The organism is Ruegeria sp. BG10, assembly GCF_056538575.1.
In genome coordinates, this window is record NZ_JBQFTI010000009.1 from 24,647 (window position 1) to 42,191 (window position 17,545).

Genomic DNA, 17,545 nt, shown 5'->3' on the forward strand with positions numbered 1-17,545 from the left:
AATCGCTAAAAAGATGATCGGGCCGAATTTTTGCTAATTTGCGCCCAAAGCCCGCCGAAACGACGTTTCGGCCAGGTCCGCGCCTTTGTCCCAGCTGAATTTCGAAGCCTGCGCCAGCGCCTTTTGCGCCAGCGCCTTTTGCAGACCGGGTTCGGTCAGCAGGCGGATGGTCTGATCCGCCAGCGCCTGGCTGGACAGTGGATCGAAATAAAGCCCTCCATCGCCCACCACCTCAGGCAGGCTGCCGCGATCCGAGGACAGAACGGGCGTGCCGCAGGACATCGCCTCAAGCGCCGGCAGTCCGAACCCTTCCCAGAGCGAGGGAAAGACCAGCGCGTCGGCCGTATTGAGCAGGGCGGCCAGGTCCGGGTCGTCGATTTCGCCGGTGAACAGGATGCTTTCGGACCGGGCTGCGTCAGCGGCGGCGCTGGCCTTGAGGTCTTCGATATTGTCCCAGAACCGCGCGCCTGTCGTACGCCCGACGATGGCCAGACGCGCATCCGGCACTTTTGCCAGAATCTGAGGCATGGCCTCGATCAGGCGCAGCACATTCTTGTGCCGGTTGAACCCGCCCAGATAGACCAGCAGCGGCGCGTCGGCCGGGATGCCATAAGCCTGCCGGGCCTGAATTAGAGCCTGATTTTCGTGAAGGGGCCGAAAGACGCCTTCGGCCCCTTCGGTGATCGTGTCGATCCGGTCGCGGGGGATGCGCAGGATGCGCATCAGGTCGTTTGCCGAGGCATCCGAAATCGTCATCACCCGGGTTGCCTGCATCTTGGCCAGCCAGCATTTCGCCTGCCACAGCCGGAAATTCAGGCGTTTGGGAAAGATCAGATCGGGAAACCGCTCGGGGATCGTGTCGTGATAACACACCACTGTCGGGCGCCGCGCGGGCAGCGGGAAATAAGAGTAGACCGCCGGGTAAAAGAACACGTCGCAGTCGATGCGCCGGGCCGCTTTGGCCATTGTCAGCAGATCCGCCCCGCCGCGCACCTTGGCCCCCGACGAGGCCTCGGACATCGACATTTCAGACCCTGCAACGAGGGTTTCGACACCCTCGGGCACAGGCCGCGTCGGTTCCTGATCGAACAACAGCGTATAGCGGAACCCGGTATCGCGGGCGGCCAGTGCGGCGATCAGATTGCGGGTGAACCGGCCAAAGCCGCGTTCGTTTTCCCAAGGCGTGGCGTCAACGGCGATATGGATCAAATCTCTTTACCCCTGAAATGATGGAGTAACTTTATATACAGCCCCATTATTTTCCATAGCGGGCTTGTAAATAGGCACGGGTGGCGGCCAGTCCGGCCTGCAGGCCGTGGCTGGGGGCATAGCCCGGATGGGCATGTGCATGATCAATCCGGCAGTGCCCCTTGGCCGAGAACAGCTCAGGCATATAGCGGTCGGGATGCATCTCGTGTTGCGCAGGCAGCTGCCGTTTCGGCAAGCGTTGTCTTTCAGAAACCTAGCGTGGCGGCAGAGCCTATGCTACTCCGCTTGCAGGTGAATTGTTGTTAGAGATGCCGGATGTAGCCCTGTTGCGCACCCGCGATTGTTAATGAGGAATTGAATGAAGATCGGCGTGATTGGGGCGGCCGGAAAGATCGGCCAGATGCGGGTTCAGAACATTCACGAGTCTCCTGACGCCGAATTGGCGGCGGCCCTGGATCTGGAGTTTCACCGCGCCGTGGCCGTGGCGGACGGCGCACCGGCCTTTACCGATCTCGACCGGTTCTTTGCAACCCCGATGGATGCGGTGGTGATCTCAACCCCCGCGCATGTGCGCGAACCGCTGTGCCTGCGCGCCTTTGACGAAGGGTTGCATGTGCTGACCGAAAAGCCGCTGGCCCCGACGGTCGAAGGCGCAAGGCGGATCGTCGATGCCGCGAAAAAGGCGGGCAAGGCCCTGGGGGCCGGGTTCAACATGCGCTACTACCCCTCGTTCGCGCATGTGAAAGAGGTGGCGGCATCTGGTGAGATCGGAGAGATCGACCACGTGCGCGTCTATGGTGGCCATGACGGGCTGGGTCATTTCACCCATGACTGGGAATACAGGGCGGAGTTTTCGGGCGGCGGTGCCTTATGGGATGTGGGCATCCACATGACCGACATGACGCGCTTTATTCTGGGCGAGATTACCAGCGTCTACGGCGTGGCCACCAACAAAGTCTGGAACGTGCCGGGGTCCGAGGATAACGCGGTGGCGATCTTCAAGAACCCCGATGGCATTCCGGCGATCTATCAGGCCTGCTGGAATGACTGGAAAGGCTATCAGAGCGTGATCGAGGTCTATGGCTCGCGCGGTATGGTGCGCGGGGCTTATGCGCCGATGCAGAACCTTGTCATCACCATGGACAAGCCGGGTGGGGCGCCCAAGAAGGTGCGCAAGTTTTACCCGGAAATCATGGTGCGCGAGAAGCTGAAATCCTGGAAATCGACGGCCCTTCTGTCCTTTGGCGCGGAGCTGGCCGATTTCATCCGCCTGACCCGGGGTGAAACCGGTCTGAATTGCGCCGATGGCCATGCGGGCCTGCGCGCGGTCGAGATCGCGGCGGCCGTGCCGGAAAGCACGCGCAGCGGCCAGCCGGTCGAACTGGACAATCTTGGGGACATGACAATCTGATGAGCAGCGATCCGACCCTTTCCATCGTTCTGACCATCGTGCAAGGCGGCAGCTATGTGCGGGATTTCCTCGAAGCGGTGCGCAGTTTCGATGATCCGCCGCCGCTGGATGTGATCATTCCTTATGACGCCAGCGTCGCGGATGTGGCGCAATATGCCGAAGATTACCCCGAGGTGCGGTTTCTGGATCTGGGCGTCATCGACCCTATCCGCCCGATCACGTCTGAGGCGGGCAAGCACGAGCTTTATGACCGCCGCCGTTCGGCGGGTCTGGCTGCGGCCACGGGCGACATCATCGGCATTCTCGAAGACCGCGGCCTGCCGCAATCCGACTGGGCGCGCACTATCGTGCGGCTTTATGCGGAGACCGGCAAGAACGTGATTGGCGGCGCGATTGAATGCATGGAGCCGGTCAGCCCGCTGAACTGGGCCTTTTACGTCACCGATTTTGGCCGCTACGGACGACCGTTCGAGACCGGCCCGGCCGACTGGGTTTCAGACGTGAACCTGACCTATAGCCGCAAGGCGCTGGATGAGACGCAGCACTTGTGGAAGGACCGCTATCACGAACCGATCGTCCACTGGCACCTGATCGAACAGGGCGAGGACCTATGGCTGTCGAACGAAGTGGTCGTGCACCACCACCGTCCCAAGGCGACCTTCCGGGAATTGCTGCCCGAACGGTTCGACTGGGGCCGCCTGTTCGGTGAAATCCGGGTGCGCAATCAAAGCAACGCAAAGCGCCTGATGCTGATCCTGGCCGGTCCGCTGATCCCGCCGCTGCTCTGGGTGCGCCACTACAAGCTGCAGGCCAGCAAGGGGCGCGGCATGCGCTATCTCAAGACGTTGCCCTATGTCATGCTGCTGTCGACGGCTTGGACGCTGGGCGAGGTCTGGGGCTATATCACCAAACGCCCCTGACGCAGCGCGTCACCGCTGGCGACCCGCCAGATCGTAATAGGTCTTTTCGAATTGCCGGTGCACCCAATCCGGGTCGAACCGGTCTTCACGGCTGCGTTTCAGGGCGTTTTCCGCCAGTGTTTGACGGCGGTCTTCGTCTGACAGGACATCCGCAACCGCTGCGCAGATCGCATCGATGTCGCCGATGGGGACCACCGCGCCGACACTGTCATCAATCAGTTCGACCACGCCGGAACAGGCGGTGGCAACGGCGGGGGTTCCGGCCTGAAACGCCTCGGCGATGGTGAAGGGCAGGGCCTCCCACCGCGAGGTCAACAGGAACAGGTCCGCCGCCCGCAACAACCGGATCGGCTTGTCGGTGCGGCCCATGAAGTGCAGATGTTCGCCCAGCCCCTTGTCCCGCGCCAGCGCGTGCAATTGGTCTTCGTCCGGGCCGTCGCCCGCAACGACAAAGCGATAGCCGGGATGCGTCTCTTTCATCCGTGCAACGCAGTCGATCAGGATGTCGATCCCCTTCTGCGGCAGCAGGCGGGCCAGCGTGACAATCAGCCGGTCACCGCCCCCAAGCAGTTCGGCCCGCAGTTTGGCAATGTCTTCTGCGCTGTCTTCGGGCGGCGGGGATACACCCAGCCCGATGACCTTCAGCTTGTCCCGCGGCACGTTGCCAATCGTGGCCAGATCCTCGGCCGAGCGATGGCTGGGCGTGATCACCAGATCGCATTTCGCGGCAATCCGGCCAAAGGCGGCAATCCGTTCGGGTTCGGACCCGTGATAGGTGGCAGCGACGGGAATGCGCCGTCCGGTGCGGGCCAGATTGGCGACCAGAGCGGGTGCGGATTCATGGCAATGGATCAGATCGGCGGGATTGGCCGCCATCCAGCGCCGCAACCGCCAGACGGCGCCGGCGGTATGGCGCAAACGATTGGCGATGCTGCCACCGTCACCCGCGACATAGCGGGTGGGCAGATCCAGGAAATCCGGTTGCTGCTCCGGTCCGGCCCAGATATCGGCGGTGCCGGCCAGGGTGACGCGATGATTTCGGGCCTGCAGCCAATCGCTCAGGCCCAGGATGTGCCGGGTGATGCCGCCCATGCCGAACTGGGTGCCCATCTCGACGACATGAAGGGGGTTTGAAGGCGGGGCGTTCTGCATCTTATGTGGGTTTGGGCCAAATTTCTCAACAATCGCGCGATCATAACACGCGGTTGGTATTTGCCCATGTCATGATGACGGGCCACCGCAGCCTGCCGGCATCTGCAGCATGTCCGCAACACCGGGTATGAACCGGGGGGCCGTGTGGCTTCGGTCTTTCGATTGTTGCAGAGATCGTATTTCATGCCGGACAGTCATTAGTAGCCGGTACGATCCGCATGCAGTCTTTGCGCATTTTGATGTTCACCACATTTTATCCACCTTATTCCTTTGGGGGTGACGCCGTGGGCATTCAGCGCATGGCCCGGGCGCTGGTGGCGCGGGGGCATGACGTGACGGTGGTGCATGACGAAGACAGCTATCTGATCCTCGGCGGCAAGCCCCAGCCCGAAGGCGCACCGGACGGGGTGCGGCGGATCGGGCTGCGCAGCCGCAATGGCATGATGTCGAACCTGCTGACCCAACAGCTGGGCCGACCCGTCGTACATGCCGCCCGCATCCGCGAGATTTTGGCCGAGCGGCAACCGGACATCATCTGGCACAACAACACCTCGCTGATCGGCGGGCCCGGCCTGCTGCCGATGGGCGAAGGGCTGAAGGTTTATGAGGCGCATGAGCACTGGCTGGTCTGCCCCACCCATGTTCTGTGGCGGCACGGGCGCGAGCTGTGCGATGACCGCCAATGCCTGCGCTGCGTGCTGAGCTACAGGCGTCCACCGCAGCTCTGGCGTTATACGGGGGCGCTGGACCGGGCGCTGGATCATATGGATCTGATCATCGCCAAAAGTGAATTCAGCCGCGCCAAGCATCGCGAATTCGGCCTGCGTCAGGAGATGCAGGTGCTGCCCTATTTCCTGCCCGATCTCGATCAGACGGCCCTGCCGGAACCGGCCGCGCATGAGCGGCCTTATTTCCTGTTTGTCGGACGGTTGGAAAAGATCAAAGGGTTGCAGGACGTGTTCCCGGCCTTTGACCGTTATCCGGATGCCGATCTGCTGATCCTCGGCGATGGCGATTACGCGGATGAGCTGAAGAATCAGGCCGCAGGCAATGACCGGATCAAATTCCTGGGCCGCAAAACGCTGGAAGAGCTCAACGCCTATTACCGTGGGGCCATCGGGCTGATCGTGCCCTCGGTCTGTTATGAAACCTTCGGCATCATCCTGATCGAAAGCTTCCGGCTGGGCACGCCGGTGATCGCCCGCCGGCTGGGACCCTTCCCCGAGATCGTGGAAAGGGCCGGGGGCGGATCGCTGTTTGAGACCGAAGACGATCTGATTGCGGCGATGCGCGATTTGCAACATCAGCCCGACCGGCGCGCAGGGCAGGGCGCCGCCGCGCGCACGGCGTTTCAGGAGATCTGGCACGAGACCGCGGTGCTGGAGGCATATGGGGCCGCGCTGGCCCGTGCGGCGCATGACAAAGGCGACCGCAAGCTGGCCACGGCGCTGGAGGCGGGGGCGTTTGAAAGCGGCGCGGCGGGGACCTCGTCTGCGTGACGACGTTTCAGGGTCCTGGCTGCGCCGGAAGACAGACGCTCATGCGGAAACCGGGTGCTTCATCTCGGCGACAATGTCGTCGATAATCTGCTGCAACGGGCGCATCGGGCGGAACCCGGTGACACGTTCCAGCTTTGAGACATCGGGCAGGCGGCGCTGCATGTCCTCGAACCCTTCGGGATAGACCGTATCATACGGCACGCATTGGATTTCCGAGGCAGAGCCGGTCGTCCGGATGACCTGCTCGGCCAGTGCGCGGATCGTGACCTCCTGATCGGTGCCGACATTGAAGACGTCGCCACGCGCGTCCGGAAGGGTCATCAGCCGGCACATGGCTTCGACCACATCCGCCACATGGCCGAAACAGCGTGACTGCTCGCCGGTGCCGTGCACCATCAGCGGCGCGCCTTCCAGCGCGGCTTTCACGAAATTCGGCAGCACCATGCCATAGCGCCCGGTTTGCCGCGGGCCGGTGGTGTTGAAGAACCGCAGAACCGTGACCGGCAGACCGGATTCCCGCGCATGGGCCAGCGCCAGAAACTCGTCCAGCGTCTTGGCGCAGGCATAGGACCAACGCAGGTTGCGGGTGGCGCCGATGGTCAGATCGCCCTCTTCCTGAAACGGGAAATTCGTGCTTTTGCCATAGACCTCGGAACTGGAGGCGATGAAGGTGTGCGTCTTGTCCACCAGCGCGGCATCCAGCACATTCTCGGTCCCTGCCACATTGGTCAGGATCGATCGGCTGGGCTCGTCCATGATCAGTTTGACGCCCACGGCGGCGGCCAGATGAAACACCACATCCGCCGGGCCGACCAGTTCGGCGACCAGCTGACGGTCAAGGATGCTGCCTTCGGCAAAGGTGAAATCCGGGTGATCCGCGACAGCGCCAAGGTTGGATATCAACCCGGTCGACAGATCATCAAGAACAGTGACGATATGGCCATCCCCGATCAGCCGTTCCGTTAAATGGGAGCCTATGAACCCGGCGCCGCCGGTAATCAGAATATGCATTTGTTTGTACCAGTCACTGTGTAAGAATCAATTTTACCACGATTTTCCCCGCATCATCGCACGGGCGCCGCGCATTGCCTTGCGCGCCGCCAGATAGGTTTTGCCCCGCCCGGCAAGATGCGCCTGCCAGCGGGCGATATCGGTGAAATAGAACATTTCAAGCCGCGGCAGGTCGTGGGTGTCGTCTCCCGGCCCGGCCACGCCCAGCCGGGTACCGACCGCAGTGTCGTAATGCTGCGCGATACGCGCCCGCACGCCCGGGTTCGACGCACCGTAAGGCGGTGCGAAATGCCGGATGGGCTGGCCGAGCCGGGCGGCAATGTCCTGACCGGACCCGGTTACTTCCTCTTCCAGCGATTCCGGGTTCAGTGTGGTGAGGTCGGGATGGGTGATACTGTGCGCGCCAAAGCGGACGCCTTCACCCGCCAGAGAGACGATCCTGTCCCAATCCATCAGAGGGCGGGCCGGGATGTTGCCCCCGGCCCAGCTGTCGCTGCCGCCTATCTGGCCCGAGGGCAGATAGACGATCGGGCAGAACCCGTGATCGCGCAGGATGGGCCAGGCGGTATCGGCAAAATCGGCAAACCCGTCGTCGAAACTGATGATGACCACGCGGGGGGCGGGCGGGTTGGCCAGGGCATCCGGGGTCACCACCGGCAGGTTTGAGGCGGCCAGCGCCTGCATCTGAGCGGCAAAGATGTCGGGCGCAATCGAGGTCGGCCCCGGCGCATCCGAGATCGAGTGATACATCAGGATATCGGCCTGCCAGGCGGGCATGGTCAGTCTTCCACCACATGCGTGGCAAAGACCTCGCGATACTTGTTCCATTTCGCGCGGTCGACCTGCCCCTTGCTGTCGATGCAATCCGCGGCGCCATAGGCCATGGCAAAGGCGTGGTGCGTATTGTCATGGGCGAACAGGCCCTGCCGTCCGAAGACCAGCAACCCGTCCAGACCCGAGAGCCAGTTGTCGACGGAATCGAACCGCGCCTCGTAGCCCACATCGTAAACCGGATAGGCATGGCTCAGCCGCCGGGTTTCGCAGCGGCGCACCGGAACATTGACCGGCAGCCCCAGCTGGCCCAGCCATTTGGTGAATTCCTGCCCCAGTTCTTCGTCGGACATCGACCACCATGTCTCGTCCGGATCACAGGGCAGTTCGGCACACAGCACGGTGACGCCCTTTGGCGCGCCGCTGGCGTTATAGTTCTTGGGTTCCGACATGCGGCTGATCGGGATCGACAATTCGGGGAAATAATGCGCGTCGAACTCGGTAAACTGGTCGGTCTCGAGCACCAGGTAGAGCAGGATCATGCCCCGGAACCGGATGGCGCGGGCGGCCTCGACCACCTCGGGCGGCGGGGCGTCGATCAGGCGCGTCAGCCCGGTCAGCGGAATGGTCGACAGGATCAGATCGCCGGTCATGTGCCGTTCGTCTTCGCCGTCGCGGATCGTCAACCCCGTGATGCGGTCGCCCTGCCGGTCGATCCCGGTGATTTCGGTGTCGAACAGGAACGTGACACCATTGGCGCGGGCGCTGTCCAGCATCGCATCGGAAATCTGCCCAAAGCCCCTTCGGGGATAAAAGAACCGCCCGGCGGTTTCACTGCGCAGCCCCGGCAGCAGGCGCAGCATCTTCATCAGGATCTTGCCGACCGAGCCGCTGCCGACCCGCCGTTCGGCCAGTTTGACGGCCAGCTTGTCGGGATCCAGACCCCAGAGCTTGCGCACATAGGGGAAATAGAAATTGTCCGAAATCGTCGGCCCCAGCCCGTCATACAGCACAGTCGAGAATGTCTCGGGCCCTGCGCTTTTCTTACGGAAGGGTTTCAGTGCCATGTCCCCGATCAGCGACGCGGCAAAAGGTTTGGGCAGGCGCATCAGCGCATCGGTCAGTTTCAGCGGGAAGTGAATCCATTTACCGCCCAGCCGGATGCGCCCATGGCGCGGGCGCAGTAGCAGATCGTCGCCCAGCAGGGTTTTCACATCCTGCAGAACCTCGGGTTCGGCCGCCGGGTGAAACCGGTGCGAGCCATAGTCGCAGATCACGCCTTCCACCGGGAACGAGGCCGAGTTGCCGCCTGCCACCGGGGCCCTCTCAATCACGGTTACCCTGGCCTGTCCGGCCAGAGCATGGGCCGCTGCCAGACCGGCGGGGCCGGCACCGAGTATGATGATTTCAGGCTTTTCGTCGCCTGTTGGTCGGGAAACATCCGTCACTTGCACTCTTCCTTTTGGGAACTTGCCGGGGCGCTGAACCGCATCCCGGACATTGTCAGCACCAGCGCGCCAAACCCGCCCGCTGTAAACAACACAACCTGCCAGACCAGCCCGGCGGCCACGACCGCAGGCGCGCTGGCGCCAAAGGGGGCCAGAAATCCGGCCAGCGTCGCCTCGCGCAGGCCCAGCCCGTTCAGCGATACCGGCAGAACCGCGATGATCTTGGCCAGCGGCCAGGCGAATATCCACGGCCCGGCCGCCACATCGACGCCTGCCGCGATGGCCAGCCACCAGGCCAGCAGGACCAGCAAAAGCTGGATCAGCACCGAGGCGATGAATGCCACCGCCAGCGTGCCGGGCCTGCGGCCCAGCCCGGCCAGCGCATCGGCCAGACGATGGGCAAAGCCCTTGCCGGGCAGGGACGGGACATAGCGCCAGGGCAGGGGCAGCAGGCGCGGCAGCGCCACCATCCCCGCCAGTGCCCCCAGCAGGATCAGCGCGACAGGCCAGATCATATGCCCGCCCTCGGCACTTTCCCATGTCAGGACCAGCCCCAGACAGGACAGGGTCAGCAGGGCCACCATGTCGATCAGCCGGTCAACGGTCGCGCCGGCGACAACCCGCGCCCCGTCCTTCATGGCCGCCTGCGCCAGACCGGCGCGCACGGTGTCACCACCAATCGCTCCGGGCAGGCACAGATTGGCGGCCAGACCGGCATAATGCGCCCGGATCGCCAGCAGGGCCGGAAACCCGCGCCCCAGCAGCAGCCACCATTTCAGCGCCGCCACCACATGGGCCAGCAGGAACAGGATCAGCACGCACAGGAAAACCCAGATCGGGATCGCCTTCAGCGCCGCCACGATCGCATCTGCAGGCAGCAGCCAGAACAGGATCGCCAGAACCACAACAGACCCGGCAACCCGGATCAGCCAGCGCCTTTGACTTGGATCGGAAAGCATGCTGCCGCTCCTGTCAGGGTCTGAGGTGCAGCCGCGAGATCATGTCGGCAATCAGCCCCAGCGACCAGATCATGATCGCCGCCAGGAACGAGAACACTGCCGTTTCGCTGAGGTTCCAGTAGAACATGTCCACAATGAACTTCACCGTTCCCAGCGTGAAAAACGCCAGCCCCAACGGGATAAACACCCGCAGCGGATTGAACAGCGTGCTGATGCGCAGGATCAGAATGATGAAGTTCAGAAAGTCGATCGGCCGGATTTTCGATTTGCCCACCCGCTTGCCGTATTCGATCGGCGTATAGATCATCCGCTTGCCATTCGACGTCATGCACAGCGTGATCGTGGTGGTGAACGAGAAATTCTGCGGCAAGAGCGGCAGGAACGGGATCAGCTCGGATTTGCGGAACACCCGCAGGCCGGAGTTGAGGTCGTTGATCTTGCGCTCGGCCAGAAACGAGGCGAAGGCGAACAGGAATTTCTTGGCCGGTTTCCGCAGCAGCGGCACGTTTTTCATCGCCGCGCCCCGGTCGCCCACCACCATGTCCTGATCGCGGCACATCGCCAGCATGCCCGGCAGATAGCGCGCGGGATAGGTGCTGTCGGCGTCCAGAATGGCCACATATTCATACTGCGCCATCCGCACCCCGCGCTTGAGGCTGGCGCCATAGCCGGAGTTGACGTCGTTGAAGGTGACGGTGGCGCCGCTGGCCTCGGCCTCGGCGCGCGTGTTGTCCTGGCTGGCGTCGTCCACCACGATGATCTCGTAGGGAATGTTCAGCGGTTCGAGATGGGTCCGCACATCCTCGACGGTGTGGCGGACGGCGTTTTCTTCGTTATAGGCAGGGATGACCACGCTCAGGCTCATGCCCGATGTGTCCGGCGCACCGGTTGTGGTGTTGTCCGGGGTGATCTGCTCGGCAACCTTGTTCATGAAAATGGAAACCCTTTACGTACTTAATATGTATTCTGCCCGCCTCGTCCGCATGGCATGCGCGATATTCAAAGCGCGACAGGCTCAATTCACTCTGCCGCTTATAGTATTCAAACACAGACTGGCTGAATATAGACAATAATTTTGACCAAATTCGATCTTTCTGGCGTCAGGTTTTACACCTCGCCGAGGGTCCGTAATCTCACCTTGTATTTCAATGCTTTCAACGGTCTTTGCAAACGGGTGCCGGTGTAACGGCAGGTTTTTCAGGAAGTTCGGGCGTTTTGGCCCCTGCGCGCCACCGTGCGAATGTTTCCGGATTCGCACTTATCGGGGCCAAAGCGCCGGTTTGATCCCGATGCCGTTGCAAAGCCCGGATCTGCAGCGCGGGCGAATGCCGGGCTCTCCTACCAGATGAGGCGCCCCAGACGGAACGTGTAGGTCTTTTCACTTCCGTCCGTTTTCTCCAGCCGGGCCGTGAGGTCGTTGGCCGTGCTTGCCGGATCGAACGCCACCTGTATCGGGGTGTTTCCACCATCCTGCTGCAAATTGGCTGTCAGGATTACGTCACCATTGAACTCAACCCTTGCGGCACGCAGTTCCGGCTCATCAATGCGCAGTTCGATTTCGATCGGCGTGTCCCGCCTGAGAGGGTCACGCAGCAGCAGGTGGGCCCCCGCTTCAACGATGTCGGTCGTGTAAACCCGGGTTGCGCGATAGGAGTCGGGGCCAAAGCGCACATAGCTGGCCGCAAGAATACCCAGAAGCACCAGGAAGTAGGCCCATCGAAACAGCCCCAGCCCACGCCAGATGCGTTTCAGGGGACCAGAACGCGGCGCATCCGGAGTCAGGCGGGCGGCAAAGATCATCGCTCCTGTAAGGGCGACGCCCGTTGCTGCCAAACCCAGAAGGAACCATATCGCTCTTGAGAACGCACCGCCCCAAAACCCGTAATGCAGCATTTCGGCGACATGGATCCAGCGCGCCATGCCGGTGTTGTCGTCAGGGGTGAAAGCCCCCAGGACCTCAAGCGTTTCGGGGTCAACGACCACTGTACTCATGCCCCGAATATCCGCGACGCCCGGAACGTGTCCGAAGAATTTGAAGCCTTCGGATTTGCGTACCGGAACCCTCAGGACGGTCGGCTGGAAACCCGGCAGAGCGGCACGGGCGCGTTCCTCGGCCAGGTCCAGTGTGGCCATGGAAAAATCATTGGGCAGTATGGTGTCACGCTCAACAGGTGGTTGGGGGGTCGGTCTGCTGCCCTCAACCCCCAGTGCAATCAGAAAGAAGATGAACCCGGTCACGGCGGTGATCAGAAGCAGGGGCGTGGCCCAGACAGCGACCAGCCGATGGGCCGCGCCGGACCAGGATCTGGAACCGATCGACCCTTTTGGCCCTCGAAAAAACCCTTTCCAGAACCGCCGGTAGGTAATGAGACCGCTGACAACCTGATACATAAGCACGACAGATGTCGCGCATATCGCGAGATATATTATGAGTTGGCCGCTCAGAAAATTGTCGTGCAACTCGCGCACGATTTTCTTGAAGCCCATATCGGCGGTCACTTCAACAACCGCGCCGCTGTTCGGGTCTGTCCAGAAATTCACCCGCTCACCCCAGCCTGTACGGCCAAGGGTCTGATCGACAAACCACGGAGCGGGGCGTTTTTCCATCACGACGATCTTGCTGTCGGGGAAAGTGTTCTTGATGCCGTCGTAAATCATGCCGAAGCTGGCGGTCCGGTCTTTCTGGGCCGCCGTGGTCCAGATTTCAGGGCGCCCGATGGATTCAAGCTCATTGCCCACGACAAGCAGAGAACCCGTCAAAAACATGAACGTAAAAAAGATCGACAGGTGCAGACCCAGCCAATTGTGGAGAACGAATATACGTCTGCGAAGTTCACGGTTCATTTGAAATGGATACTAGCTAAGGGACGCCCCGCATTTAAAGGCGACTTGGACGTAAAACGCAAGAACACCGCATATATCGGGCCAATGAAACAAGAGCCGGATTTCTGCCGGAAATCCGGTGCATATCTGCGGATTTCCGGTCGGCGACAATCCATCGCTTTACGGGCGATTGTCGAGCGATTGAGAGGCGGTTCAGGGCGGCGGACTAAAAAAATAGATTTTTTCTGGTGAGAAGTGCAAGGTAACGTAACAGTTCTTAGAGTTCCCTGGACGAGATTACCCTATCATGATCGATATTGAGGCTCGCCACAAAGTTAAGGGCGGTAGCGACCGCAATTTCGGATTTGTCTTTGCCTTCGTCTTCGCAATCGTCGGGCTATGGCCGCTGATCCATGGCGGGGGTCTGCGGTATTGGTCGCTGGCCATCGCGGCCGCATTTCTGCTGTTCGCCCTGCTGCGCCCGTCGCTGCTGTCCGGCGCAAACCGGTTGTGGACAAGGTTCGGCCTGCTTCTGGGTGCGATTGTCGCCCCCATCGTCATGGCGCTGGTCTACTTTCTGACCGTGACGCCAACCGGGCTGATCATGAGAGCTTTGGGGAAAGACCTATTAAGGCAAAAGCTAAACAAAGATACCAATACATATTGGATTGAGCGCACGGAAAACGTGGGCTCGATGAAAAATCAATTCTAGGAGTATCGGATGTCGTTTCTGGTAGAGATGTGGCAATTTCTCAAATTTCGAAAGAAATTCTGGCTGCTTCCGATCCTCATCATGATGGTGATTTTCGGCGGGCTGATTGTGCTCAGCCAGGGTTCGGCCATCGCCCCGTTCATCTATACACTGTTCTAGGTTCGGCCCGTGACTGCAATTCTCGGACTTTCCGCGTTCTATCACGACAGCGCCGCGGCCATTGTCGTCGACGGCTCTCTGGTTGCCGCAGCACAGGAAGAACGCTTTACGCGCAAGAAGCACGACGCGGGGTATCCGTTTCACGCCATCGAATATGTTCTGGGCGAGGCCGGCCTTAAAATTGGCGATGTCGATCACATCGCCTTTTACGACAAGCCCTTTCTCAAGTTCGAGCGCCTGCTGGAAACATATGTCTCTTACGCGCCGCGCGGGCTGAAATCCTTTCGGATGGCCATGCCGGTCTGGCTGCGTGAGAAGCTGTTTCAGAAGGACTTGCTTGGCCGGGAACTGCGGCGGCACGATCCCGGGTATCGTCCCGGCGACCGGTTGATGTTCAGCGAGCACCATTTTAGCCACGCCGCCAGCGCGTTCTTTCCGTCTCCTTTCGAAGAAGCGGTGGTTCTGACACTGGACGGGGTCGGCGAATGGGCGACAACAACACTGGCGATCGGGCGCGGCAGGGAACTGAAGATCGAAAAGGAAATCCATTTTCCCCATTCGATCGGCCTGCTTTATTCCGCGTTCACGTATTACACGGGCTTCAGGGTCAATAGCGGTGAATACAAGGTCATGGGGCTGGCCCCCTATGGCACGCCCCGTTTCAAGGATGTCATTCTGGAGAATCTGATCGACCTGAAGGAGGACGGGTCGTTCAGGCTGGATATGCAGTATTTCAACTACGCCGTTGGTCTGACGATGACCAACCAGCGTTTCGCGGACCTGTTTGGCGAGCCCGTGCGCCAACCGGACAAAGACCCGCTGACCCAGTTCCACATGGACATCGCGGCCTCGGTTCAGGCCGTCACCGAAGAGATCGTTCTGCGGCTGACCCGCTCGGCCGCGCAGGAATACGGCATCGACAATCTGTGTATGGCCGGGGGGGTGGCGCTCAATTGCGTGGCCAACGGTCATATCCTGCGCGACGGCGCGTTCAGGAATATCTGGGTGCAGCCTGCCGCCGGGGATGCCGGCGGCGCGGTTGGGGCCGCCCTGGCGGCCTGGCACACGGAACTGCAAAACGAGCGTCAAAGCGACAGCGCGTCCGACAAGATGCAAGGGTCCTATCTGGGCCCGGAATTTGCGCAGGATGATATTGAACAGCGCCTGACCGCCATCGGGGCAAAATACCAGACATTCGAGACCGAGGCCGTGATCGCCGAGGCGGCGGCGGCCCTGGTCGATGGAAAGGCGCTTGGCTGGTTTCAGGGCCGGATGGAGTTTGGTCCCCGCGCCCTTGGGGGGCGGTCCATTATCGGCGATCCGCGGTCCCCGTCGATGCAAAAGACGCTGAACCTCAAGGTGAAATACCGCGAAAGCTTTCGCCCGTTCGCCCCGTCAGTCCTGCGCGAAGATGTAAGCGACTGGTTCGAACTGGACTATGACAGCCCCTATATGCTGCTGGTGGCGGACGTTCAGGAAAAACTGCGCCGTGCGATGACCGCAGAGGAAAAGCAGCTTTTCGGCATCGAGAAACTCAACGTCGTCCGCTCGGAGATTCCGGCGGTGACCCATGTCGATTATTCCGCCCGTGTGCAGACCGTTCATGCCGAAACCAACCCCCTGTATCATGCGCTGATCACTGAATTCAAACAGCGCACCGGTTGTCCGGTTCTGGTCAACACATCCTTCAACGTCCGGGGGGAGCCGATCGTCTGCACGCCGGAGGACGCGTTCCGCTGTTTCATGGGCACGGATCTGGATATGCTGGTGATCGGCCGGTGCGTTCTGCGAAAACCCGATCAGGATCAGGCGCTGAAACAGGATTACAAAGAAGCGTTTGAGCTTGACTAGCGCAGGCATTTCTCATCGCGTTGTTGCTGACGCCTTTAATATGTTGCCTGCCTGATTGCGGGGTTTTACCAGTTGCATGAGACAAAAATGACGTTCACACGACCCAAATCCGGCTATGGGAAACTGCTTGGGGTTTTCCTGCTGGTCGTCAGCCTGGCCTTCAACAAATGGTCGGTGCAGGCGCTGGTTGCGTCGGACGGAAAGATTGAATCAGAGCTGTTCACCTACACGATCATCGGGATTCAGATCCTGCTTGGATCTGTGGGGCTGTTCGTCCTGAAGCTTGGGCAGAGGCGTTTGTGGTTTGGTCTGATCCTGCTCGGGTTTGGTCTTTATGTCTGGGTCGCAACACGCCAGCCTGCCGAAAGTTTTGACAATTTCTTTCTGGTGTACCCGGCACAGAGCTTTTACCTCAATGTCCTGCTCAGCATTGCAGCGCTGCTGGCATATGTTTTCACAACCCGGAATGACCGACGCCGGGACATAGCTCAGAACGTTGCGTTGTGTGTGGGGACATTTGGGTTTGTTGCCCTGTTGATCGAACTGCCCGCCCTGATCGGCGTCATCGACTACCGGCAGGTTTTCATACCCAAAGGGGTTGGCCTTTTAGGGCCTCACAATCGGGTCCACGAACCCAGCGGCTTTTTTCACCGCCCCGAAAACGACCAGTACAGCGAGGTGCGGCCGGGGGATTCCGTTCTGACGCTGGGCGCGCGCACGGACCGCCTGTACGAGGCAGACTACACCTATGATCAGAACGGTTTTCGCAACAGCGCACCGATCGCAAACCCCGATCTGCTGCTGGTCGGCGACAGCTTTATCGAAGGATACAAAGTCGGCCAGGATGCGACCGTCACCGAACAGGTCATGCAGGGCTCCGGATATACGGCGATAAGCCTCGCCCAAAGCGACTACTCGCTTTATCACGGGCTGAGCGCGATGCTTCGCTATCTGGATGACTACAGGCCAAAGGTTGTGGTCTGGTTCCTTTTCGAAGGCAACGATCTGCCGTTCTTTCCAATCAGCCATGACGAGTTTGTTTCACGGAGCGCGTCTCTTGCCGGTCCGGCCCGGTTCAGCCAAAGGTCGTTCTTTGGCAATTTGTCCGTCAGTCTGGCCTCGTGGAGTTCGCTGGCGATACGCACCTTGCAGCAGGAAAACTATGCGCGCACCCGCTCGGGCAATTTCCCTGACGCGGCGTGGTCGTCGGAAACGGCGATGTATTTTGACTTTTCCCCCCCGGAAAGAGCCGAGGCGCGACTGCCTTATCTGAAGGAGCTTTTGTTGCAGGGGGATGCCCTTGTCCGGGAAAATGGCGGGCGGCTTCTGGTTGCGCATGTCCCGATGAAAATCGACGTCTATCGGGATCTGCTGACATTCCCGGATGACAGCGTTGTTCCGGATTGGGAGCCGTTGGAACTGGCCGCCACGCTTGAGGTCTGGGCAGGTGCGAACGGCATGGAATACCTGGATTTGACGCCCGCATTGCAGCAGGCTGCCGCCGAAGGAACCCTGGTCTACTTTCTGGACGATGCACATTGGACCCCGGAAGGGCACCAGATCGTCGCGCGCACGGTTGTCGATCACCTGACGACAGAAGGCTGGTTGGATTAGAGTGTT

The 17,545-nt window shown here is 60.8% G+C and carries 16 protein-coding genes; 7 read left to right on the top strand and 9 right to left on the bottom strand.

All coding sequences use genetic code 11. The features are described 5' to 3' along the window. Window positions 1-33: 33 nt before the first annotated feature. Window positions 34-1,209 (bottom strand): glycosyltransferase family 4 protein, encoded by a 1,176-nt coding sequence (locus ACR0D8_RS21570; protein WP_480649591.1) that lies wholly within the window; start codon window positions 1,207-1,209, stop codon window positions 34-36. A 46-nt stretch (window positions 1,210-1,255) separates the two neighbouring features. Further along, window positions 1,256-1,444: a hypothetical protein gene (locus tag ACR0D8_RS21575; RefSeq protein ID WP_480649592.1), complete on the bottom strand. Its 189-nt coding sequence runs from the start codon at window positions 1,442-1,444 to the stop codon at window positions 1,256-1,258. A gap of 123 nt (window positions 1,445-1,567) precedes the next feature. On the opposite strand from ACR0D8_RS21575, the gene ACR0D8_RS21580 reads away from it, so the two are divergent. Both ACR0D8_RS21580 and ACR0D8_RS21585 read left to right on the top strand, forming a co-directional pair. Continuing rightward, window positions 1,568-2,620 carry a Gfo/Idh/MocA family protein gene (locus tag ACR0D8_RS21580; protein ID WP_480649593.1) on the top strand — a complete coding sequence of 351 codons (1,053 nt, stop codon included), beginning with the start codon at window positions 1,568-1,570 and terminating at the stop codon, window positions 2,618-2,620. Further along, the gene (locus ACR0D8_RS21585) at window positions 2,620-3,540 is read left to right on the top strand and encodes a glycosyltransferase family 2 protein (RefSeq protein WP_480649594.1); all 921 of its coding nucleotides are present in this window, start codon (window positions 2,620-2,622) and stop codon (window positions 3,538-3,540) included. Before ACR0D8_RS21580 ends, ACR0D8_RS21585 begins: the two co-directional genes overlap by 1 nt. 9 nt (window positions 3,541-3,549) lie before the next feature. Here the strand turns inward: ACR0D8_RS21585 and ACR0D8_RS21590 are convergent, their stop codons facing one another. Further along, window positions 3,550-4,650, bottom strand: coding sequence for a glycosyltransferase family 4 protein (locus ACR0D8_RS21590; protein ID WP_480649595.1), 1,101 nt, complete (start codon window positions 4,648-4,650; stop codon window positions 3,550-3,552). Window positions 4,651-4,931: 281 nt separating this feature from the next. On the opposite strand from ACR0D8_RS21590, the gene ACR0D8_RS21595 reads away from it, so the two are divergent. Next, on the top strand, window positions 4,932-6,191 hold the full coding sequence (locus tag ACR0D8_RS21595) for a glycosyltransferase family 4 protein (RefSeq protein WP_480649596.1): 1,260 nt from the start codon (window positions 4,932-4,934) through the stop codon (window positions 6,189-6,191). 39 nt (window positions 6,192-6,230) lie between these two features. Here ACR0D8_RS21595 and ACR0D8_RS21600 read toward each other — a convergent pair whose 3' ends face one another. The 6 genes from ACR0D8_RS21600 to ACR0D8_RS21625 form a co-directional block, all read right to left on the bottom strand. Continuing rightward, on the bottom strand, window positions 6,231-7,202 hold the full coding sequence (locus ACR0D8_RS21600; RefSeq protein WP_480649597.1) for an NAD-dependent epimerase/dehydratase family protein: 972 nt from the start codon (window positions 7,200-7,202) through the stop codon (window positions 6,231-6,233). Between the two features lie 33 nt (window positions 7,203-7,235). Next, a complete protein-coding gene (locus ACR0D8_RS21605) occupies window positions 7,236-7,979 on the bottom strand; it encodes a polysaccharide deacetylase family protein (protein WP_475163589.1) in 744 nt (247 codons plus the stop codon). Between the two features lie 2 nt (window positions 7,980-7,981). Continuing rightward, window positions 7,982-9,421 carry a protoporphyrinogen/coproporphyrinogen oxidase gene (locus ACR0D8_RS21610; RefSeq protein WP_480649598.1) on the bottom strand — a complete coding sequence of 480 codons (1,440 nt, stop codon included), beginning with the start codon at window positions 9,419-9,421 and terminating at the stop codon, window positions 7,982-7,984. Continuing rightward, window positions 9,418-10,380, bottom strand: coding sequence for a lysylphosphatidylglycerol synthase transmembrane domain-containing protein (locus ACR0D8_RS21615; RefSeq protein WP_480649599.1), 963 nt, complete (start codon window positions 10,378-10,380; stop codon window positions 9,418-9,420). Before ACR0D8_RS21615 ends, ACR0D8_RS21610 begins: the two co-directional genes overlap by 4 nt. A gap of 13 nt (window positions 10,381-10,393) precedes the next feature. Continuing rightward, window positions 10,394-11,311, bottom strand: coding sequence for a glycosyltransferase family 2 protein (locus ACR0D8_RS21620; protein ID WP_475163584.1), 918 nt, complete (start codon window positions 11,309-11,311; stop codon window positions 10,394-10,396). 407 nt (window positions 11,312-11,718) lie between these two features. Continuing rightward, on the bottom strand, window positions 11,719-13,224 hold the full coding sequence (locus tag ACR0D8_RS21625) for a PepSY-associated TM helix domain-containing protein (RefSeq protein ID WP_480649600.1): 1,506 nt from the start codon (window positions 13,222-13,224) through the stop codon (window positions 11,719-11,721). A gap of 286 nt (window positions 13,225-13,510) precedes the next feature. On the opposite strand from ACR0D8_RS21625, the gene ACR0D8_RS21630 reads away from it, so the two are divergent. The 4 genes from ACR0D8_RS21630 to ACR0D8_RS21645 all read left to right on the top strand — a co-directional run bounded on the left by ACR0D8_RS21630 (window position 13,511) and on the right by ACR0D8_RS21645 (window position 17,539). Further along, complete coding sequence (locus ACR0D8_RS21630) at window positions 13,511-13,915, top strand: SxtJ family membrane protein (protein WP_480649601.1); 405 nt, start codon at window positions 13,511-13,513, stop codon at window positions 13,913-13,915. 9 nt (window positions 13,916-13,924) lie between these two features. Beyond that, complete coding sequence (locus ACR0D8_RS21635) at window positions 13,925-14,074, top strand: DUF5989 family protein (protein WP_475163577.1); 150 nt, start codon at window positions 13,925-13,927, stop codon at window positions 14,072-14,074. Between the two features lie 9 nt (window positions 14,075-14,083). Continuing rightward, complete coding sequence (locus tag ACR0D8_RS21640) at window positions 14,084-15,925, top strand: carbamoyltransferase family protein (RefSeq protein WP_480649602.1); 1,842 nt, start codon at window positions 14,084-14,086, stop codon at window positions 15,923-15,925. 87 nt (window positions 15,926-16,012) lie between these two features. Continuing rightward, window positions 16,013-17,539, top strand: coding sequence for an alginate O-acetyltransferase AlgX-related protein (locus tag ACR0D8_RS21645; RefSeq protein WP_480649603.1), 1,527 nt, complete (start codon window positions 16,013-16,015; stop codon window positions 17,537-17,539). The last annotated feature ends 6 nt before the right edge of the window (window positions 17,540-17,545 follow it).